Below are 20523 nucleotides of genomic sequence, written 5' to 3' on the forward strand. Positions count from 1 at the left end.
GTACGACGTTTCTGTACATCGTACGCCAGCATCCTTGAGCGTCTTATACGATGTTATGGGGTATTCGATACGTTAAATGCGAGATCATCCAGGTAAAAGGATGTTGGCGCTGGATTCATCGAACGACCATCAAAGTATAATTGGAGCGTCTGACCGGCCTGTCCAGCCAGCAGAGTGCTTAGATCGACGCTGTATTGAGTCCAGCCATGGACGTCTGTGTTGCACAGATTTTGTACGAGTGCGATTGGCCTTCCTGCCTGGGTATACAAGATAACATAGAGATTACTCGTACAGGTCGTAGATGTGTTGCGGTTCGCCACATAGACCCAATAACTCAATGTCACTTTTTTGACCACGCTCGGCAATTTGACGACCTGATAGAGCTCATCATTACAATTTGCATAACCACAGAGATGTCCACTGTAAGCTCCAGAATGAGGATTCGTCTGATCAATCAGGCTATTTCCTCTCCCGGAACGTTGTCCCCAGCCGAGGTTGCCGCTCTCGAAGCCTGGATTCTGTAACAACTGCGTCATGAAACTACCCGGCGTCGGAGGAGCAACGGGAATAGGAGTCGGCACCGGCGAGGTCGGTACTGGCGTTGATGTGACGCTGGTGCTGCCAAGCAGATCGCGTGCAATATTCCAGGCGTCAGGTGTCCCAATACCCGTGGCCAGATCGTAGCCTGCTTTTGCCTGATAATAGAGATTCTGACCAGTAGTGACATCATGATACGGAGCATACACCTGAGGTGTGTTATAAAGGGTGTAGAGAGTCGTATTAACATTTCCTAAAGGTAACTTGTTTTGAGCTAATAAGTATTGATTGAGGTCCGCGGCAATGCCGGCCCAGAGAGGTGCCGCCGCACTTGTCCCACCAATCACGCCCCAGCCAGTACAGTAATCAGTGTTGCCACTACAATAGATCGAATATCCTGACGCAGGATCGGCATTCGCGGAGATATCAGGAACCATGCGTTTAGCAGATGTCAGATTCGTGCCACTCTGATACGCAGGTCGTGTGAAAAAGTTACTGATCCCTCCACCTCCACCAGATCTTTGTCCATTATTGGTAGCAGACCAGGCAGATTCACTTGTATAGGTACCGCCAGATCCAGCCACCAGATTGGTGCCACCAACACCTACAACATAGGGTTCATTTGCTGGCGTGTCGACAGAGAGGCTACCATCGTTACAATCATAGGCTCCTGAATCACCACTGGCCGCAAAAAACGATTGCCCTTGAGCCGCCCCTTGCCGAAAAATGTTATTGAGAGCGTTCATTTCAGCGCTACCAGAGGCCGCTTCACATTGCCCCCAACTTATGCTGACTACTTTCGCCACATTATCGGTAACGATGCGACTGTAAAGATCATTCACCCCGGTTGTCGAATTTGGCCCAATATAGATTTTCTGGGCAGCATTGGGAGCCAGCGCGGAGACAATCTCCATGTCCAATGTGACTTCGACAGCCCCGCTCCCCGGCGTATTCGTGGCGCCATCCAGCAAAACATTGGAATACTTGCTCGGCCCAAGATTATATTTGCTCAGATAGGTATTAATATCGGATGGATTATAGCCATCCAGCTCAAAAATGGCGACCGTTTGTCCGGCACCAGTGGCTCCGACGTTGATTAAGGGATTCACATTATAAGCGGTACGCAACTCGCTGGGTGTGTAGCCTCCATTAGGGCCGGCATGATGAAGCTGCTTTCTCTGTGAAGCAGCCAGTGCGTGCGGCTGATAGATAGAGACGTTATCCAGACCGGTAATATTTTGGATCAGCGGAGTAATAGTATCTGGCACGGCTGGATTAAGCGAGGGAGAAAAAACCACGCGGCCATCCAGCGAATAGTTATTCAAGTTCACCAAAAAAGCTCTCTCGGCTACCCTCACTGTCCCCGTGGCTTTCAGTAACAGGTTATTGGGCGCAATATATGTCACATCAAGATTTTGACCTTTTAAGTAGCTCATTACTTTCGCCACCTGCTCTGCAGTTTGTCCAAATTGTGCCTTGAACTGATCTGACGTCAGGTAATGATGATACAGTGGTGAATGAGGATCAGATTGCGCTAAAAGTAGTGTATCCAGCATACCCTGATTACGGGGTTTCAGATCAATCGAGAGCTGGAGAACTTTACTTGCCGCTGTCCTACTAATAGCTGCGTGATGCTGTAGCAATGGGGCAATAATACCCGGTATTCTAGCATAACTGCGATACGTTTTTTGCGGCATTGCCAAAGCATGTGAGAAGCTATTCAAGCTCATAAATAGCATAAGCACAACAAGGAGTATAACTGTTTTTATGGCATCTATGTGTTGCCATCTTGACTTCAATGCTCTTTTCAATGGTACCTCTCAGCAAATTTATGCCATAGGAGATAATCAATTATGCAGCATTTTTTGTACTTACATCTCCATTTTCAAACCATGATTCCCTATCAACCCACCGCATCGGAGAATGCCCTCTTGCTAAAAACACACTGTATTGATTATGCTCTTTTCTTCCATTACTATGCGATGATACGCCTACTTCCATTATAAAAGTATTACATAATCACTATTATCAATAAACAATGCTTACATATATAAAAAATCTATATACACAGTAAGATACATACACATAAAGAATGATTTATTGTCATATAATACTGAGGAAAGTGGCAAGTAGCCAGGAATGTTCACAAGATTACCGGACAGGCAAATCCTGAAGGGAAAACATTATCGGAGGATGAGTAGGCAGAGGCAGGCAGTGCATCGGAGGAGGATCGTCTGGAGATCAGTAAGAACATATCCACCGTCACAGCAGGGTTATCCACACGAAATGAAAGATTTTGCACACTCAATCCACAAAATTGTGCCCTCATTGGTGGATAAAGCAGTAGTCAAAAGCCCTACATATCGGTTACACTTTTCATAAGTAATTGCGTGTATTTCAATACGTTTGTCACATGTGATCAGGCTTTATTTTTAAAACAATCGGGGAACACAACGTGTGACACGCTGCTCTACAGTCAAGTCAGAAACCCGCAGCACGAATGCAGGGGTTTCCATACGATTGAAATCTATGAAGGTGAATTGATATGATGTCATCAGGAACAAGCATCACACCACGTAGCACCCTGCGCTATCGTCCCATCACACCATCCACCACGCTGGACGTGCCCCCCTGGCAACGCGTCTCGCAACAATTACCCCGCAAACAGGTAGGAGCGAACCTGCTTGAGTTGGCAAAAAAATGGCTCCTCCGCACGCCAAATTCATCGACTGCGCTCGCCACCCTCGTGGGGATAGGGATGTGCTTGATGGTACTCCTGCTCATGCTCGGTCAGGCGACGCTGGGCTGGGCCAATACGACGTTCGATACCTGGCGCTATGGGATGCCACGTACGTTTCAAGTCGATGCCTTCGTGGGACATGAACAGGCGACGCATCAAGCCAGTCATTTCATCGCCTGCAACGACCAGGGACGCATCGAGATCATCGAATTTCCGGGCAATGATGCCACACATGCACGCATCTATCTTGGCCCACAACTCTTCGGACACGATGCTGACCTGATCCCTGTCACCTTACAATTTGTCGACACCAATCATAATCATTATCCCGACATGCTCGTACACGTAGGGAACAATACCGTACTCTTTCATAATACCCATGCAACGTTCCAGACAACGACCTGAAGCAGCGTCACGCAACGCTCCACCAGGAGCAGGTTTCATAAAGGATGCTAAACAGTGGGGAGTCTGTATGCCTGACGCATCAGCTGGAAGTATTGATCACCACGCACCACCGAGAACTGTGGACCAAGATGACTGACAACGTACACCAGATCTGCCGGTGTCAGGTCCCAGGCGATGGCAAGGGCAGAAATGAAGAGCGGAGCATGGCCATTCCAGTGGGCAGCATTAGCGCGAATAGTTTTCAAAAGTCCCACCCTTGAGCTAGCAGACAACTGAGAAGAGATGGGGATACGTCCATCACCTATCTGTGTGACACTACGCGCCCTCCACCAGCTAAAGAGCACCCCTTGCATCTGCGGCTGTGCGCTATAATTTCGCTCGACCACAGCCGGCATCCTCGGACCATCCTCCAGATCCATCACAATATGGAGATCGGCACGCATCAGGTAGGTATTGGAGTGCTGCAAAAAGGTACTCAGATGATCGGCAGGCCAGCCAGAGGGATAACAATAGCCTGCACCAGAGGGTCCAGACACCAGTAAATCGTTATGGGAAGCCGTCTGCTGATAGTACTGGAGCATGGCGGGAGCGGCATCCACGAGCAGAGGACTGATGGTCCAGTTGAGAGGAATCTTTCCACGTCCAGGATTATTCCACAACGCACGCATGCCGTTCTGAATGTATTGGAGATTATCACCTTCGCTCACGGTCAGGGTGAGATAGATCTTGTTACGCAGCGGTGGCGCCGCCAGCGTTTGGATGCCAAATGTCGAGGAACGTACGCCAGAAAAGACCGTCAGATTCGAGAGGAAGTCTGCCGCCAGCGTGTAGACTCCATAGGTAGAGGCCAGACGAACACCCACAAACTCGCTATCATACCATCCCAGATAGGGCGTGCCGGGCGAGACAGAGGCAAGGACGCGTCGGAAGAGCGCTCCAGTATCAGCGGGCAGGACGGGCAGCCAGAAAACCATCGCACGATTGGCGACGGCATAGTCACGTAAAAATCCGGAGGGATCACATTGCGTACAAGAATACTTATAATCCGTGCCGGGAGATAATCCGATCAGCATACGATGCGTGGTGGAGGGCCAGAGGTACTGAAATTGCCAGAGATTAGCTGCCAGATTGGTCGCAAATCTCCCCCGTAGATCCTGAATAATCGATAGATGATAGGGTGCCGCCAGCAACTTCTGCGCCAGAGCAGGACTGACCACCACCCCATCATAGAGGCCAGCCATCGTCGTCGCCACATTAATCGTGTCCATCAACTGAGGATCGTAGACAATCATGCCTTTGATCGCCTGACGATACTTTTGCAGCACTTCCCAGGGATTATTATGCATCACGTAAGGGACCTTCAGATCTGGTAACCAGTTCGCATCCTCGCTCACCTGCTGATGCTTTTCTACCAGATAAATCTGCGGTCGCACACGATTGACAATCCCCTGGAGCGTGGAGAACAGCACATTGACATCGCCAGTGGTATGCGCCAAAACAGCCACATCTAATAAGCGCGGCTGGGCAAACGTCGGAAGAGCTTGTCCCGAGGGCCAATACACGTTCCCCGTGCCCGGCTGATACTCACTGGCCGCCGTACTATGGACAATAGAAACATACTTCAAGTCAGCCACGGTCATGGCTATAATCCCCAGGCAGATGCAGACAGAAACAAGCTTGAGAACAGACCTTGCAACGGTTTTCGACATCAGGGTTCTCCTCATCGCAACAAACACATACATCAAGCACAGACCAACCTTGCGTCGTGATAACCTGTCGCATCCTACGTGTGCCCTGGAGCCAATCAATGATAGGCATATATCAATTCGTCTCACCCCATCAATTGAGAGGCCTGAACAGTTATCTCTCAGAGTATAGCCTATTTTAAGCGCAGCAATGGAAAATAGCTCTTCTTATCGACAAGCCGGAAGCTGTAGGATTTCACATTTTGCGAATCCCAAAAACTCGTTAAAAAGAGAAAATAACAGAGTTGCCCTGGTCAACAAAGATCTTATCGTCTAAGTAAGCATTCCATGATTTATGTTATACTTTTAGAGCACTTGTCATGTCCCGAACCATAATCTCAAGCAAGCACAACACAAAGTTGACAGGCAAGCAAAGGAAGGTAAGTCTCTTCATGCATCCCAAAGTAAATACCATTTTAAGCACATCCTCAGCTTCATATCGCATCTGGGACCATGCAACCATGCCAGTACCGATTCATAATCTCCAGGAGTTCGCCAACGCCCTTAATTATCCACTTGAGCGTATCACAAAGTCGGTTTTATTCTGCGCGGAGCCACAAGAAACCTATAGCATGGTAATTTGTTCGATTAACCGCAAAATAAATCTCACCCACCTGGCTACGCTTATGCAGGCCACACGCGTTCGCCTGGCAACGGCGGAAGAAATTGGGGATATCACAGGCTATCCACCCCAGGGAGTCTCTCCTCTGGGCCTGGGACTTCCCATGGGCCTGGGGGCACCACTGGCAATGTATTTAGACGAAAATGTAATCTTTCTTCCTACCATTCTCATTGGAGCAGGTGAGGTAGGAGTAGAAATAGAATTAAACCCATCCGATTTACAACATCTCACACAAGCACTTGTGGTTCCCCTCACGGTAGCATAACAAGCACGATCAGGAGCACATTGCCTGGGCTTGCATCAATGCTTCACGCAAGAAACGCATCGTCGTCGTCAGGTCATCGATTTCGTGCTCGGAGCGCCACTGCAATGCTCTCTCGATCACGACGTGCCACTGAGGATACATCTGCTGTGCCCAGATAGCCGCTTGCGGCTTCGAGCACAATGTCCCCCGATGCAACGTATACAGCGCTCGACAGAGGGTAAGCGTGGCAAAGGCTTGATAATCGCGTGGACGCAGCCATGCGGGTCCATCGAGCTGAGCCGACCAGAAGTCCCTGAGTTGGATACATACGGCCGTGCGCATCTCAGCGGATGACACAGGATCAATCAGTGTCCGAGGGGATGGTCCCAGCACAACCACACCATGCTCACGGACAATCTCACGCTCAAGCACCCAATTGATCCCATGTCCCGCCACGTGAAAGGGCCAGTCAATACCGATGCTCGGATGAGATGCATCGGCGGGATCGTAGCGTCGCAGCGCTCGCGTCGGGATATACGAGCCTTCAATCTTTTGAGCATATACAAGGCCGCTCGCCGCAATCGATGCATGCATAGCGCGCAGTCGCTCAATGATCTCTGGCGATAGATCGTCGGAGGTCACAATCAGAAAATCCACATCGCTGGAGGCGGGATCAAAATCGCCCAGAGCCAGCGATCCATAGAGATAGAAGCCGATCATTTGGGCACCGAGAATAGCCTGCAAAGACTCATTCATCAGCTTCAAAATAGCGTTGACATCCTCATACGCCGTCGGACGCACAACCATCATGATCATACACTCCTTTCCACAAGTTCTCGCTCCGTCGCAGAGAGCTTTCCAGCCAGCAATGTCTGCTTATGTTGATCTCCCCAGTCGCGCATCAAGAGAAGTATCGGCTCCAGGCTGCGACCGAAAGGTGTCAATGAGTATTCAACGCGCGGCGGCACTTCGCGATAAATCTCACGATGGATCACGCCATCAGCCTCCAGTTCGCGCAGTTGCAATGTGAGCATGCGCTGTGTCACATTGGGAAGCAAGCGGCGTATTTCATTAAAACGTAGTGTTGCACTGAGTAGATGAAATAAAATAACTCCCTTCCACTTCCCCCCAATCACATCAAGTACAGCCTCTACCGAACAACCATAAGCAAAATCAGCGTCACGTTTCTTCATCAAAAGCCTCCAACAGTATATTTTTTGATACTATATCACAAATTTGTGCGTACTTAACGAACAAGCACCTGACTGGTATACTTTTTATACATAGGATTCGTCATTCATACTAGAGGAGAAAAAACACCATGAAAGCCATAGGATTATATAGCCACTTACCCATCAGCGATCCAGAAAGCCTGATTGATATAGAGTTACCAAAACCAGTTCCCGCTGGGCGCGATCTTCTTGTGCAGGTCAAAGCAATTTCGGTCAATCCAGTTGATGTGAAGACGCGAGCAAATGGGCAAGCAGAAACGGAAGCACGTGTGTTGGGCTGGGATGCATCGGGAATCGTCGAGCAGGTTGGTCCCGACAGCACGCTCTTCAAGCCGGGCGATGAAGTCTATTATGCGGGAGATATCACGCGTCCAGGTTCTAATAGCGAGTTCCAGCTTATCGACGAGCGCATCGTCGGACACAAGCCGGCAAGCCTGGATTTTGCGCACGCCGCTGCATTACCACTCACCACGCTCACAGCCTGGGAAGCTCTCTTTGATCGGCTCACGATCTCGCCACGCCCCGAGGATAATCAGGGAAAAAGCATCTTGATCATCGGCGCAGCCGGCGGAGTAGGTTCTATAGCCACGCAACTGGCTCACCGGGCTGGACTGACCGTGATTGGCACCGCCTCGCGCCCCGAAACGATTCGATGGGCTAAAGAGCATGGCACCGATGAAACGATCGATCATCACAAACCTTTTGCGCCTCAGCTCGAGCAACTTGGTTATCCAACGGTCAACTACATTTTCTGCCTGAACGAGGGCACACGCCATTGGGAGGATATGCTCAAAACGGTGTCTCCGCAAGGGAAGATTTGTTTGATCGTAGGGGTTAACAATCCGACCAACTCCGGCACATTATCAAACAAAAGCGTGACGGTTAGTTGGGAGCTCATGTTTACACGCTCCATGCATCAGACAGCCGATATGATCGAGCAGCACAATGTACTTGAGCATGTAGCCGAGCTGGTCGATGCCGGACAGATCCAGAGCACACTCACCGAGGTGCTCTCGCCGATTACGGCCGAAAATCTAAGGCGGGCTCACGCCAGCGTGGAAAAAGGGAATATGATCGGGAAAATCGTTGTAGCACAATTTCCAGAGTAACAACCGGATGAGAGCACCCGTGAAGCCCATTGGAGCCAATCGAGGGCAGCATGCAAAAAAATCCGGGAGCCAAACACGTTCCATGTCTGACTCCCGGATGATAGCAATCGCTCGCTTACTTCGTGACAGCCTCAAATTGCAAGGGCTGAATCGGTTGTAAGTTCTCCTCGATCTGAACTCGACGTGGCTCCAGGAATGGAGGCAGTGCCAGCAGTTCGCCCAGATGCTCTGGATCTTCGTCCGTCGTAAAGCCGGGGCCATCGGTAGAGATCTCGAAGAGGACTCCGCCGGGCTCTCGGAAGTAGATGGCTTTGAAGTAGTAGCGCTCGATCACAGGCGTGATATTGCGCACGACTTTCTGGAGCTTCTCTCTCCAGCGCTCGTGCTCCTCCTGATCGGGAGTACGGAACGAGACGTGATGGACTCCTCCAATTGCCGGGCTGCCAAAGTGCATGTCGGGGCGCAGATCAACCTGTACCTGCTTGCCAGGACCGCCAGGGCCAACTTCAAAGACGACGATGGTGCTCTGCTGCTCCGATTGATAGCTATCTGTTTGCTGGAAACCCATCGTTCCGGTGAGCAAGCGAGCGGTCGCGGTTAGATCGCGCTCCATAATTCTGACGCCATACAGGCCGCGAATGCGCATCTCGGCTGGCACGGGACTCCCCTTCCAGGGCTGACCACCCAGTTTTCCCTCATCATCGACCAGCTCGATATGCTGTCCCTCTGGATCAACAAAGGCCAGATAAGCAGTCTCGTTTTTGCCACGCACTTTGACGCCTTCATTGACGATCTTAAATGTATCCAGGCGCTGAGCCCACCAATCAAGGGCGGCACGACCGGTGACGCCAAGCAGAATCGCAGAGATGGTACCTACTCCAGGGCGATTGGGACCAGCCTGTGGCCAGTCAAAGAACGTCAATTCGGTACCGGCATGTCCAATATCATCGCCATAAAACAGATGATAGGCCGAAACGTCATCCTGGTTCACCGTTTTTTTGACCAGATGTAAGCCAAGTACCTGCGTGTAAAAGGCGACATTTAATGACGCGTTGCCGGTAATGGCACTAATATGATGCAATCCATTTAATTCCATCAGACTTTTCTCCTTGTGAGTAGCATACTGCTATCGATCTCTCTATAACTTCAGTTTAGCACTAAACCATGAACGCAAAAAAAACATTAAACAAGAGCACGGTCCAGTTTCCGCAATAGGTGGAGCAGATCATGCACCTCTGTCGAGGAGAGAGCCGCAAACTGTTTCGCTACCAGATCTTCTTGAGAAGGTACTGCATGCGCATAGAGTTCCTGGCCTTTTGCTGTCAGGCTAAGACTATTGCTACGCTTCTCCTGGAAACGCTTGAGCAGGCCAAGTTTCTCCATCCGATCGATCAGCTGGGAAATGTTCCCTTTGGTCACCAGAAGACGATCCGCCAGCTCTTGCTGAGTAATGCCATGAGCAGAGCCCACCTGAGCGAGAATATCAAACTGAGCCATCGTCAGCCCCAATGAGCGCATGTGCATCTCCGAGACCCGATCGATTTTCTGGAACACGCGCGCCAGCCGGAGCCACGCTAATACCGATGATCGAAGCACCTATCAATAATCCTTTCATCTCGTTTCGTCTATGCTGACAGTTTAGCACTAAACTCTCAGCTTGTCAAGAGCAGGGGAAAATATCCCTTCGCTCTCGGTGCTTCGATCATCGCACCAATGTCGCATTGGAGACGCGCATCCCAATGGGGTGAGACGCTCACCGGCGTAGCGCCGTGGTCTTGTGCCCGGCGGACTCGTGACGTACGTAACGTTCAATTTTGTTGCTCAATGTCGAAAGAAGAGAAATATCTTCATCGCACGATCTTTCTGCCTGTTCTTCTTGTCCAAAATGACAGGCAATTGTGTATACAGAGCCTGATATTGGACGTTTTCGTACGTGAACTGGTCGCCGGGCACAAGACCACGGCGCTACGTTGGCTGACGTGTACGCCTGGCACGTCGCGATGACCTTTGACAGAGCACGACGTTGGTTGGCTTTATGGCTGGTGCAAAGGGTCAATCATTTGGAAAAAGTAGGACAAGCATCGTATGGTTAGCGTACAGCCTGAAGCTTTTGGGCTTCAGCGTATTTATCAACGTAGACCTTATCGCCGCAATAAATGTTGCGTTGCGCGAATTCGGCGGGCGTGGTGCGCTCGGCTCGCAGGCGGACCGACTCTTTTTTATAGGCCATGGGTGCAAAATACCACGGCTCTGGCAGGCGAGCATAAGCGGGATCATAGGCCCATGCGGGGCAGGCTAATCCGTAGCGGTGGGAGAGATACTCAGCGCTGGCGGCACAAAAAACAGCCCACTGATAGGACTCCAGCGCTTCATCATTCCAATGATAGGCGAGTCCATATGAGTGCTCCCGGATCGGATCGGCTAACAGTTCCGCACGCTGCTCTGGAAAATTGCGGAAGAAGTCGAGCATAAAATTCCCTAATGGTACCCATGGATATCCTGGAACATGGGCCTCAATTTCGGCATAACTCAATGCCAATGTTTGCATTCTAGTGGCAACGGCTGTAGTCATAATTGCTAAACGTACCTCCCTTCTAAACATTATCTTACACTCAAAGTATACCATAGAGAATCATCGAACATGACAACTATAGCCAGTCGAGGCCTCTATTTGAGCTCATCCGGCCTCACTCGAACAGATCTTCTATCGTCTCGTCGACACCAAATTCTGCCTGCGTCTGCTCCGGCACAAGTCGATCAACAATCGCTTTTACTTCTGCATAGGTTGAAACCTGCAATTCCTGTGCCAGAGCATACACATCGGGTTTCTGTTTGGGACTAAAGCCCATAAGTTTATAGACGAGCATAGTTTCATTATCTGTAAAGTAGACGTTGAGAGGACCAAATGATTTCCAATACGTGCGCACCGGCTCGCTCACATACTCCCGGACAAAGGGTCCTGCATCATCGTTCAGCCACGACTGCTTGAGATTTTTGCGTCTGGCGACCGCTTTGATCGCCGCACGAAACTCACGCTCCTGCCGCGTCAGAGGGAGTTTCGTCAGATCGAGCGTATCGCCCAGGAACATAAAATCGATATCCTCGGTGGCGGGACGATTGGATAGTTTCATTACCATATAGGTCCCTCCCACGACCAGAATATCGATTGGATCAGTAAAACCACGACGTATCAACTCTGAGCCAAATTCATCAAGATAGGCTTCAACCTCTGAACCTTCCATGACCAGCAATCCATTCATCAATTGAGAACTCATTCAGATCTATAGTGTATGATATCCGACCTGATCAGGAGCATCATTTTGCATTTATTAAATCAAATTCTTTGATTTATAGATTATTCAATTAAAGATATAAAAAATCTTGCCGAATAGAGATATATGGGAAATAGAGCATAAATATGTCTGTACACAGATGAAATGTACCTCTAGATCCAGTTGTTGTTTTTAGTAGGTGATTGGAGCGTTCATCCTTATGATGAAATGGATTAAAGTCAGTACTTTTTTAGCGACTTGTTTTCTACTGCTGGGTTGTGTCTTTACAACCGGCGCTCAAGCCCATGTATTTGAACACGGAAGTGTTCATGACTGCCACGGCATACATACCTGTCCATCTGACACACATCACAAGCCCGAACCACATAGACCCATCATCATAGTCGGACAGCAAGGTCCGCAAGGTCCGCAAGGTCCTATGGGCCTTCCCGGGCCACGGGGAGTTCCCGGCACAAGCAATGGTATTGCAGGACCAACAGGTCCACAAGGTCCCATCGGCCTCACTGGCGCCACAGGTCCACAAGGTCCCATCGGCCTCACTGGCGCCGCTGGTCCACAAGGTATCCCGGGTATTGCCGGAAACACCGGTTTCACCGGACCAAATGGACTCGCTGGCGCCGCTGGCGCACAGGGAGCCACCGGCCCTACTGGCCCGATTGGTCCTACTGGTGCAGCTGGCCCCGCCAGTGCATTAGATCAATTTGGCTACGTCTACAACGTCGGAGCTCAGGCGGTGGCCATAGAGGGAGATGTTACCTTTGACAACAATGGCATCCTCACCACCGGGCTGACCCATACTGCTGGCACCTCTCAGATAGTGGTTACCAGTGGAGGTTTATATCAAATCAACTACTCTGTCTCAGCGACGGGTGCTAATCAATTTCAATTGTTTCTCAATGGCGCTGCGATTATAGGATCACTCTACGGATCAGGCACGGCCAATCAACAAAACAATGGTCAGGTGATTATCAACCTGACAGTTGGAGACGTCATCACCCTGAGAAATCATACCTCGGCAACGGCCATCACACTGCAAACGCTAGCCGGTGGAACACAAACAAATGTGAATGCTTCCATCGTGATTGAAAAAATAAGCCCGACACTCACATAAAGCTCTGAAATCCTCGCATAGCGTTCTCATACCAGCCCAGGATGCGAGGATTTCGCTCTCCCTTGCAAGACACAAATGAAACATGACGATGCATTGCTCATCATACAAGTCTAAAAATACTTGCATGATGAGCAGTCACAGAAAATAGTAGACAAATATATCTCTAGATCCAGTTGTTGTTTTTAGTAGGTGATTGGAGCGTTCATCCTCATGATGAAATGGATTAAGTTCAGTGCTTTTGTAGCAACTTGCTTTTTGTTACTCAGTTGTTGCTTTACAACCAGTGCTCAAGCACATGTATTTGAGCACGTGAGTATACATAGTTGCCACAGAATATACTGTCAATCTGACACATATGCACCCCGACCGATAGGACCAATCTTTATCCCCGGGCCACAAGGCCCTACCGGACCGGTGGGACCGATTGGTATCACTGGTCCCAGAGGTCCACAGGGATTTCCCGCCACCGGCACGGGAACAGTGGGACCTACAGGCGCTCAAGGCCCCATTGGCCCAACCGGAGCTACAGGCGCTCAAGGCCCGATCGGCCCAACCGGAGCCACCGGCCCTCAAGGTCCCATGGGAAACATGGGAGCCACTGGCCCAACCGGGCCTCAAGGAGCGCCTGGTGCTGCGGGAAATGTTGGTATCGTTGGCAATAGCGGCTTTCAAGGAGCTACCGGTCTACAAGGTCCCTCACAGGGCCTGGATCAGTTCGGATATATCTACAACGAAGCCGCCCAGGTTGTCGCGATAGAAGGAGATATTACGTTCAACATAAATGGCAATGTAACCGGTGGCATTACACATACAGGGGGAACCTCTCAGATAGTGATCACCAACGCAGGCGAGTATCTGATTAGATTCTCTGTCTCGGGGGTTGAACCAAATCAATTTGCAATCTCCGTTAATGGTGCAGTATTACCAGAATCCATCTATGGATCAGCCGCTGGTACTCAACCAAACAACGGCCAGGCTATCGTTACCCTCCTGCCAGGAGATATCGTCACGATTAGAAATCATAGCTCGGCCTCAGCCGTGACGCTACAAACACTGGCCGGTGGGACACAAACCAATGAAAACGCTTCTGTCCTGATCGAAAAAATAGGCGATTTAATCCCCTAGCAAGCAGAATCCTCGCATCCCTTTGTCATAAGGATAAGGATAAGGATATGCGAGGATTTTACTGCTCCAGAGCACTGGATGGCATTAGAGGACTGTGAGCTCAACCTGCTGCTGCGTATCAACGCCTGCGGTCACCTCCCCAATAAGCACAAATGGAACTTCAGACTGCTCAACCAGGGTTGGCCAGAGGATGGGATCAATCGCGGCAAGGAGTCCACCGGATGTCTGCGGATCAAAGAGGATGGCATGATCCAGCTCGCTCAGCTGCTCATTGATCCGTACGTGAGCGATGACGGAGCGCCGATTGCGAGCCGTCCCGCCGGGGATACATCCCTCCTCAGCGTAGTGACGGACGTTGGGCAACAGCGGCAAAGAAGCGTAGTCAAAGCGCATATTGGTCAGACTTTGTGCTGCCATCTCCCAGGCATGTCCCAGCAAACTAAATCCGGTCACATCCGTCACGGCATGGACCGCGTTTCCGGCCTCGACAAGCAGTTCGCTGGCGCGACGGTTGAGCGTCGTCATAGATGTAACCGCCGCCGCCATATCATCGGGATGAACTTTGCCACGCTTCTGAGCGGTCGTAATCAGGCCTGTCCCCAGCGGCTTGCTCAGGATGAGCAGATCGCCCGGTCGAGCGCCTCCCTTGGTGAGCAGATGGTCGGGATGAGCCATCCCAGTCACAGCCAGACCATACTTTGGCTCACGATCGGAGATCGAGTGTCCGCCAGCGATCACACTACCGGTCTTCTCAACCACATCCATACCGCCGCGTAACACCTCACTGAGTACACTGGACGGCAGATCTTCGGGCCAGGCCACCAGATTAATCGCCATCAGGACCTGCCCACCCATCGCATAAATATCGCTCACGGCGTTGGTCGCCGCGATGGCACCAAAGGTATAGGGATCATCCACGACTGGCGGAAAGAAATCGGCGGTACTGATGATCGCCTGGTGAGCATTGACCTGATAGACAGCGGCATCATCAATAGCTCCCAAGCCGATCAGTAGTTGAGGTGGCGCGTTGCGCTGTCGCAACGGACGCAGCACCTCGGCCAGCAGATCAGCTCCAATTTTAGCGGCACAGCCTGCGCAATCAGCAAGTTCGGTCAGCCGAATCGATTGATTATCACTCATGGACTTTTTTCTCCTCAGAAAATTTTACAACGGAGACATGCTACACCGATTTGTCTGGATATGCTATAGTACACACAAAAAAGACAAGGTAAGATTTCGCTATGGACCATCCCAATCTCACGGAGCTACGTCAGCAGATCGACAGCGTTGACAGAGAGCTCATCGCTATACTCGCCAGACGCTTTGATCTCACCAACAAAGTAGGAGACTATAAAGCACAGCAACATTTATCCGCCGTCGATAGCGTGCGCGAGCGGGAACAATCTACCAGCTACCGACAAGCGGCACAAGCTCATGGACTGAATCCCGAATTTGTCTATCATCTCTTTCAAAGTATCCGCGACGAAGTGGTGAAAAATCATCGTGCCACCAAAGCACAGCACGCCACATCAAGCAACGTCGATACAACTGATTAAGATGACCAGGACCCTGTGAGAGCCTGTAATCCATCTGACAATGTGCCGCGCCAGCAGATATAGTCATGACCACCAGCGAACTCGCTGTAGCTGACTGCATAGCCTTTTTTGCGTAACACATCGCGCAAGCGTCGATTGGTGCCCACCATGTCATGATCAGGAGTTGAGGAGCGTTCCAACAGACCCACATCCAGGTACAGACGCAGCGGAAGTTTCTCGCTCTGCGTAAACTGGCGAGTCAGCCATTCAGATCCTGGATCATCAGGATGCTCCTTGCCCCACCAGAAGGAGCCAGACTGCGAGAGCACGTTGCCGAAGACATCAGGAGCCTTGAAAGCAGCAAAAGCAGCAGCCAGTCCGCCATAGCTCGATCCGGCCACGATCGTCCGGGCGGGATCGCTGGTGATGTGATAGTGTTCACGCGCCCAGGGGAGCAGCTCTTGCGTCAAATAGTCCACATGCGGGGGGTAACAAGGCAGCTCGTGGCTACGCGTCTCCCGACTCAAGCTATCAGGCATCACCACCACCAATGGAGGCAGCTTGCCTTCGCTTAACAGATTATCGATGATAGTGGGCGTGGGGACATAATCGATATAGGCCGAGCCATCAAAGACCACCATCAGGGCATACGGCTCATGCTCACGTGAATAGTCCGGCGGCGTGTAGACAAAGACACGGCGCTCGTTGTTCAGGATATTACTACGAAAACGATGCATCTCTACCTGACCATGTGGCACGTCTTCCCGCTTCTCTATCCAGGGCTGAGAGACCGCATCGGGCAGTTCAAGCACAGAAATAATCGTTTCGTGGCTCTCAGGATCTTCCTCATCTTTAATATAAATAAATTGTCGCGGATTCAAGGGATCAGCCTGAAAACTCCGGATACGCGCATCGACATCAGGATCTTGATCGAGGGGGATCAATGAATCATTGAGCGAAAGCTGATAGGTCGTACGCACGTCTGACCAGACTTTATACGTTTTATACCAGAGATCCGTCTCCAGGAGGCGCGTCATTTGATGATGCTCAATGCTCTCAAGATGCGACAGACCTCCAAAGATGACCACGTTCTGAGTCTCATCATTGCCGCGCCAGAGAAAGGTCACCAACACATGGCTTTCATCATCGGGAATCGTCTCAATCAGAGGAGCCCCTTGCTCGCTTACCGACTGCCAGAAAGATGCCAGAGCAGAGGTGTTACCGCCCTCCAGATCGTTCTGTAGCTGGCTGATTTGTGAACTAAGATCTTCAGGCATATAACAACCTTTCTAATACCCATAAACATCAAGTTGAGAAAACCATACCATACATTTCTATGGTTGTCCATGCAAGAAGTATCCCTGTGAGATGCGTTGGTTGGCTGTTTCGTATGTCGAGTGGGACATTGCGCCCGAGGGCGCAACGCTACGGTGTCTGCGCTTCGCTCGACACTGGTCATGGGAATAAGGGAGCGCATGATTCTCGCACCAGCAAATGTCCGGGCAACATCATTAACGGCGCATCCAACGGCTCCTTATTCACCAGGCGCAACAGCATGGTAGCCGCGACACGTCCCAGTTCCAGACGCGGAACGTGCACGGTCGTCAAAGGAGGGTTCATTAATTCGGTATAAGCAAGATTGTCGAAGCCAACGATACTAATCTCCTGTGGCACAGCAATGCCAAGCTCGTATAAGGCACGATACGCTCCCATCGCCTGATGATCATTGCCGGCAAAAATTGCCGTGGGAGGGCAGTCGAGCGCCATCAGGAGCCTGGTCGCAGCGTAGCCATCGGCAGTCGAAAATTGTCCTGCGCATTCCAGTTGCGGATCAAGGGGCAGGTTCGCCACGCCGAGCGCTCCGCGATAGCCAGATAAACGCTCGACCGCATCCATCGAGCTCGCGTTCTTGCCGATATAAGCGATACGCCGATGACCAAGTTCGATCAGATGAGTGGTGGCGGCGAAACCACCCTCCCAGCTGGTGGTCGTCACGGAAGGGATCGTCGAGGACAGTCCGCCCTGGTTATGGATGACGACAAAGGGGATGTTATGATGCGCCAATTGCTTGAGAGCAGCATCAGAAGGTAGCACCAGCAAGATCCCATCGGTAGAGCGCTCGGTAAGGGTATCAACCCAATGAAGCTCTTGCTCGGTCTCGTAATGGGTTGATGTAAGTACCAGACGCATGCTGGCCTCATAAAATACTTGCGCTACACCGCGCAGGATGGGAAGAAAATAGTCATCGTCCAGGTGAGGCACAATCATATCGATCATCCCCGTGCGATTCTTGCTCTGAGCACGCACGGCACGATGACGTACAAATCCGCTCTCTTCGATGATACGCTCCACACGAGTGCGTGTAGGCAAGGACACATCCTCCCGACCATTCAACACCTTTGAAACGGTGGGCACCGATACGCCGGCCGCTTCAGCAATCTGCGCAATAGTAGGGCGCTCGCCTACTTTGTGCCTTTTGGTCATCTTACTTACACTCCATGTACTCAGTCCGAGAAATCATTGCTCTGGCGTAGCGTCGTGCCCTTGGGCACGATGTCCCACTCGACGTACGATCAAGCACCCAGCATGACTCGCCGAGATCCTGTTGGCTCGTACGAGAAACTGGGACATCGTGCCCAAGGGCACGACGCTACGTTAAGGCGATAACCATTGACTAAGCAGTAATTATCGATACTATGCGAAATCCATTTCTACAAGATGTAAGTAAGTGTAATCAGACTGCTTCCTGCTGTCAAGTAGAAACAAGATTTGCTTCATGATAGGCAAGAAAGACAGATATAAAAGCGTTCCTGATCGTATCTATTGCTATTTGCTTGCTCAGGTGATGAATTTATGCTTTGATACACATCTTTAACGTACATTATGATAAAGCATTTTTTGGTGCTGAAGCCGGTCCGATATTGTTTTCGAAAATTATCGATATCATAGAAATGACATTATTATCCTGTGATGTTGAATGCGATAGTTTTAACACATCCACCACCATCTATCGCTAAGTGGTACACTATAAGAAGCAGTAAATGATGAGATACAAGCTCACAATGACGTTGGGTGTGAACTTAATTTTCTGCGTAAAGAGTCTCCTTTGAGTGCTTACCATTTTGAGGAAGGATATTTCAATGACGACGACTTCCACGATACTTATGGACCCAGAAATCTGGAGCGGAAAGATTTTTAATGGCACCTGGATCACATCGACTGGCGGAGAATATGCGGTTACCGAGCCCGCCACGGGAGAGACGCTAGGAGTGATCGGGCAGGCTGGCCTCGATGATGTCGCGAAAGCAGCTGAGATCGCTTCCGAGGCGCAGAAAGATTGGGCTCACGCTCCATATGAAGAGCGGGCTCGCGTGCTACGGCGCGCCGCACAGCTCTGGGAGCAACATGCCAGCGAGATTCATCAATGGATCATGCGCGAAGCTGGATCAATTGGTCCCAAGGCTGGTTTCGAGACGTTCATCGCCACTGGCGAATGCAATGAGGCCGCAGCCCTGGCCTCACGTCCGTACGGACAACTGCTACGCTCATCAGAGGCTCGCATGAGCATTGCGCGCCGCCTCCCCGTGGGAGTTGTCGGCGTGATCGCCCCCTTTAATTTTCCTCTAATCCTCTCCATTAGATCGGTAGCTCCGGCCCTGGCGCTGGGCAATGCGGTACTCCTCAAGCCAGATCCACGCACAGCGGTCTGTGGAGGAGTCGCTCTGGCTCGCGTGTTTGAGCAGGCAGGCTTACCGGCTGGTCTCTTACACATCTTGCCCGGTGGAGCAGAGATCGGCTCGGCCCTCGTGACCGATCCTCACGTACGCGTGATTAGCTTCACTGGCTCAACGAATGCGGGTCGCAGTGTCGGCGAGCTGGCAGCCCAGCATTTGAAACGTGTCCATCTGGAGCTTGGCGGCAATAGCGCTCTGATTGTCCTGGATGACGCCGATCTCGATCGCGCCGTTTCCGCTGGAGCCTGGGGCTCATTCTTCCATCAGGGGCAGATCTGCATGACGACCGGCCGTCATCTCGTACACGAGAGCCTGGTCGACGAGTATGTCAGGCGACTGGCAGATGTTGCCAGGGGATTGGCCGTCGGAGATCCAAATAAAGAGCAGGTTGCGCTCGGCCCCATCATCGACCAGCATCAGCGCGACAAGATCCACGGATACGTCACCTCAAGCATCGATGCCGGAGCGCGTCTGGCCGCCGGCGGAAACTTTGAGCAGCTTTTCTATCAGGCCACCGTGCTCGACGATGTGACACCAGAGATGCCCGCCTTCCGCAATGAGATCTTTGGGCCGGTTGCGCCAGTCGTACGCTTCTCCAGCATAGAAGAAGTCATCAAGATGGCCCGCTACACCGAATACGGCCTCTCACTCGGCATTCTGACGCAGGATGTGATGAAAGGTCTTGAGATCGCCGAACAGATCCCGACTGGCCTCGTGCACATCAACGATCAGACCGTCAATGACGAAGCCGTGGCTCCCTTTGGAGGTGTCAGCGCCTCAGGCACCGGCGCTCGCCTGGGTGGCGATTGGAATATGGATGCTTTCACTGAGACACAATGGGTGACGATTCGCGGACAGATCGCTCCACACCAGCTATAGTCCTACGGAGCATGTTGCGAGAACTCTATGCGGTGGCATAGGTTCTCGCGTGGCTCTACAGGTCCTTTAAGCTATCAACATCATAAATATCCCTCGATTTACTTACCATCGCCCTCAGCACTCCCGCCTATCCCCTTGCCTATCTCCCGAGGGACATGAGAAGAATGTAAATTCCGCTCTCTGTAGCAAGAATCGATCAAATATCAGGATTT

General features: G+C 51.1%; 19 protein-coding genes. 7 read left to right on the forward strand and 12 right to left on the reverse strand.

Annotated elements, in window-relative coordinates; genetic code table 11:
* Positions 1 to 53: 53 nt before the first annotated feature.
* Both AC27N8_RS06045 and AC27N8_RS06050 read right to left on the reverse strand, forming a co-directional pair.
* The gene (locus AC27N8_RS06045) at positions 54 to 2234 is read right to left on the reverse strand and encodes a S53 family peptidase (protein WP_487064971.1); all 2181 of its coding nucleotides are present in this window, start codon (positions 2232 to 2234) and stop codon (positions 54 to 56) included.
* Between the two features lie 446 nt (positions 2235 to 2680).
* On the reverse strand, positions 2681 to 2839 hold the full coding sequence (locus tag AC27N8_RS06050; protein WP_487064973.1) for a hypothetical protein: 159 nt from the start codon (positions 2837 to 2839) through the stop codon (positions 2681 to 2683).
* A gap of 243 nt (positions 2840 to 3082) precedes the next feature.
* Here AC27N8_RS06050 and AC27N8_RS06055 point away from each other — a divergent pair, with 243 nt between their 5' ends.
* A complete protein-coding gene (locus AC27N8_RS06055; protein WP_487064975.1) occupies positions 3083 to 3682 on the forward strand; it encodes a hypothetical protein in 600 nt (199 codons plus the stop codon).
* A gap of 47 nt (positions 3683 to 3729) precedes the next feature.
* Here AC27N8_RS06055 and AC27N8_RS06060 read toward each other — a convergent pair whose 3' ends face one another.
* A complete protein-coding gene (locus tag AC27N8_RS06060) occupies positions 3730 to 5391 on the reverse strand; it encodes a GxGYxYP domain-containing protein (protein WP_487064977.1) in 1662 nt (553 codons plus the stop codon).
* Positions 5392 to 5819: 428 nt separating this feature from the next.
* Between AC27N8_RS06060 and AC27N8_RS06065 the strand changes: the two genes are divergently transcribed.
* Positions 5820 to 6314, forward strand: coding sequence for an aminoacyl-tRNA deacylase (locus AC27N8_RS06065; RefSeq protein ID WP_487064979.1), 495 nt, complete (start codon positions 5820 to 5822; stop codon positions 6312 to 6314).
* Between the two features lie 9 nt (positions 6315 to 6323).
* Here the strand turns inward: AC27N8_RS06065 and AC27N8_RS06070 are convergent, their stop codons facing one another.
* A complete protein-coding gene (locus AC27N8_RS06070) occupies positions 6324 to 7103 on the reverse strand; it encodes an aminoglycoside adenylyltransferase domain-containing protein (RefSeq protein WP_487064981.1) in 780 nt (259 codons plus the stop codon).
* A 2-nt stretch (positions 7104 to 7105) separates the two neighbouring features.
* Positions 7106 to 7486 (reverse strand): winged helix-turn-helix transcriptional regulator, encoded by a 381-nt coding sequence (locus tag AC27N8_RS06075; RefSeq protein WP_487064983.1) that lies wholly within the window; start codon positions 7484 to 7486, stop codon positions 7106 to 7108.
* Between the two features lie 128 nt (positions 7487 to 7614).
* Between AC27N8_RS06075 and AC27N8_RS06080 the strand changes: the two genes are divergently transcribed.
* The gene (locus tag AC27N8_RS06080; protein ID WP_487064985.1) at positions 7615 to 8634 is read left to right on the forward strand and encodes a zinc-binding alcohol dehydrogenase family protein; all 1020 of its coding nucleotides are present in this window, start codon (positions 7615 to 7617) and stop codon (positions 8632 to 8634) included.
* A 115-nt stretch (positions 8635 to 8749) separates the two neighbouring features.
* Here the strand turns inward: AC27N8_RS06080 and AC27N8_RS06085 are convergent, their stop codons facing one another.
* The 4 genes from AC27N8_RS06085 to AC27N8_RS06100 form a co-directional block, all read right to left on the reverse strand.
* Complete coding sequence (locus tag AC27N8_RS06085) at positions 8750 to 9730, reverse strand: ring-cleaving dioxygenase (RefSeq protein WP_487064987.1); 981 nt, start codon at positions 9728 to 9730, stop codon at positions 8750 to 8752.
* Positions 9731 to 9816: 86 nt separating this feature from the next.
* Entirely contained in the window at positions 9817 to 10230 is a 414-nt protein-coding gene (locus AC27N8_RS06090) for a MarR family winged helix-turn-helix transcriptional regulator (RefSeq protein WP_487064989.1), read from the reverse strand.
* A gap of 493 nt (positions 10231 to 10723) precedes the next feature.
* Positions 10724 to 11206: a hypothetical protein gene (locus AC27N8_RS06095; RefSeq protein ID WP_487064991.1), complete on the reverse strand. Its 483-nt coding sequence runs from the start codon at positions 11204 to 11206 to the stop codon at positions 10724 to 10726.
* 115 nt (positions 11207 to 11321) lie between these two features.
* Positions 11322 to 11876, reverse strand: coding sequence for a hypothetical protein (locus tag AC27N8_RS06100; RefSeq protein ID WP_487064993.1), 555 nt, complete (start codon positions 11874 to 11876; stop codon positions 11322 to 11324).
* A gap of 250 nt (positions 11877 to 12126) precedes the next feature.
* Between AC27N8_RS06100 and AC27N8_RS06105 the strand changes: the two genes are divergently transcribed.
* Positions 12127 to 13038, forward strand: a complete 912-nt coding sequence (locus AC27N8_RS06105; RefSeq protein WP_487064995.1) for a BclA C-terminal domain-containing protein — start codon at positions 12127 to 12129, stop codon at positions 13036 to 13038.
* A gap of 210 nt (positions 13039 to 13248) precedes the next feature.
* Complete coding sequence (locus tag AC27N8_RS06110; RefSeq protein ID WP_487064997.1) at positions 13249 to 14163, forward strand: BclA C-terminal domain-containing protein; 915 nt, start codon at positions 13249 to 13251, stop codon at positions 14161 to 14163.
* Between the two features lie 84 nt (positions 14164 to 14247).
* Here AC27N8_RS06110 and selD read toward each other — a convergent pair whose 3' ends face one another.
* Entirely contained in the window at positions 14248 to 15303 is a 1056-nt protein-coding gene (gene selD, locus AC27N8_RS06115) for a selenide, water dikinase SelD (RefSeq protein WP_487064999.1), read from the reverse strand.
* A gap of 101 nt (positions 15304 to 15404) precedes the next feature.
* Here selD and AC27N8_RS06120 point away from each other — a divergent pair, with 101 nt between their 5' ends.
* The gene (locus AC27N8_RS06120; RefSeq protein WP_487065001.1) at positions 15405 to 15719 is read left to right on the forward strand and encodes a chorismate mutase; all 315 of its coding nucleotides are present in this window, start codon (positions 15405 to 15407) and stop codon (positions 15717 to 15719) included.
* Here AC27N8_RS06120 and fes read toward each other — a convergent pair.
* Complete coding sequence (gene fes, locus AC27N8_RS06125; RefSeq protein WP_487065003.1) at positions 15716 to 16975, reverse strand: enterochelin esterase; 1260 nt, start codon at positions 16973 to 16975, stop codon at positions 15716 to 15718. The genes AC27N8_RS06120 and fes overlap by 4 nt on opposite strands.
* A gap of 178 nt (positions 16976 to 17153) precedes the next feature.
* The gene (locus AC27N8_RS06130) at positions 17154 to 18182 is read right to left on the reverse strand and encodes a LacI family DNA-binding transcriptional regulator (protein ID WP_487065005.1); all 1029 of its coding nucleotides are present in this window, start codon (positions 18180 to 18182) and stop codon (positions 17154 to 17156) included.
* 656 nt (positions 18183 to 18838) lie between these two features.
* Here AC27N8_RS06130 and AC27N8_RS06135 point away from each other — a divergent pair.
* Positions 18839 to 20311 carry a benzaldehyde dehydrogenase gene (locus tag AC27N8_RS06135; protein ID WP_487065007.1) on the forward strand — a complete coding sequence of 491 codons (1473 nt, stop codon included), beginning with the start codon at positions 18839 to 18841 and terminating at the stop codon, positions 20309 to 20311.
* The last annotated feature ends 212 nt before the right edge of the window (positions 20312 to 20523 follow it).

It is taken from the genome of Dictyobacter sp. Z7_2 (assembly GCF_057551105.1).

Coding starts and splice junctions, on each gene's coding strand:
- fes (WP_487065003.1), bottom strand. CDS start 16,975: ATGCCTGAAGATCTTAGTTCACAAATCAGCCAGCTACAGAACGATCTG.
- AC27N8_RS06080 (WP_487064985.1), top strand. CDS start 7,615: ATGAAAGCCATAGGATTATATAGCCACTTACCCATCAGCGATCCAGAA.
- AC27N8_RS06045 (WP_487064971.1), bottom strand. CDS start 2,234: ATGCCGCAAAAAACGTATCGCAGTTATGCTAGAATACCGGGTATTATT.
- AC27N8_RS06060 (WP_487064977.1), bottom strand. CDS start 5,391: ATGTCGAAAACCGTTGCAAGGTCTGTTCTCAAGCTTGTTTCTGTCTGC.
- AC27N8_RS06135 (WP_487065007.1), top strand. CDS start 18,839: ATGACGACGACTTCCACGATACTTATGGACCCAGAAATCTGGAGCGGA.
- AC27N8_RS06075 (WP_487064983.1), bottom strand. CDS start 7,486: ATGAAGAAACGTGACGCTGATTTTGCTTATGGTTGTTCGGTAGAGGCT.
- AC27N8_RS06110 (WP_487064997.1), top strand. CDS start 13,249: ATGATGAAATGGATTAAGTTCAGTGCTTTTGTAGCAACTTGCTTTTTG.
- AC27N8_RS06065 (WP_487064979.1), top strand. CDS start 5,820: ATGCATCCCAAAGTAAATACCATTTTAAGCACATCCTCAGCTTCATAT.
- AC27N8_RS06130 (WP_487065005.1), bottom strand. CDS start 18,182: ATGACCAAAAGGCACAAAGTAGGCGAGCGCCCTACTATTGCGCAGATT.
- AC27N8_RS06105 (WP_487064995.1), top strand. CDS start 12,127: ATGATGAAATGGATTAAAGTCAGTACTTTTTTAGCGACTTGTTTTCTA.
- AC27N8_RS06120 (WP_487065001.1), top strand. CDS start 15,405: ATGGACCATCCCAATCTCACGGAGCTACGTCAGCAGATCGACAGCGTT.
- selD (WP_487064999.1), bottom strand. CDS start 15,303: ATGAGTGATAATCAATCGATTCGGCTGACCGAACTTGCTGATTGCGCA.
- AC27N8_RS06070 (WP_487064981.1), bottom strand. CDS start 7,103: ATGATGGTTGTGCGTCCGACGGCGTATGAGGATGTCAACGCTATTTTG.
- AC27N8_RS06100 (WP_487064993.1), bottom strand. CDS start 11,876: ATGGAAGGTTCAGAGGTTGAAGCCTATCTTGATGAATTTGGCTCAGAG.
- AC27N8_RS06095 (WP_487064991.1), bottom strand. CDS start 11,206: ATGACTACAGCCGTTGCCACTAGAATGCAAACATTGGCATTGAGTTAT.
- AC27N8_RS06085 (WP_487064987.1), bottom strand. CDS start 9,730: ATGGAATTAAATGGATTGCATCATATTAGTGCCATTACCGGCAACGCG.
- AC27N8_RS06055 (WP_487064975.1), top strand. CDS start 3,083: ATGATGTCATCAGGAACAAGCATCACACCACGTAGCACCCTGCGCTAT.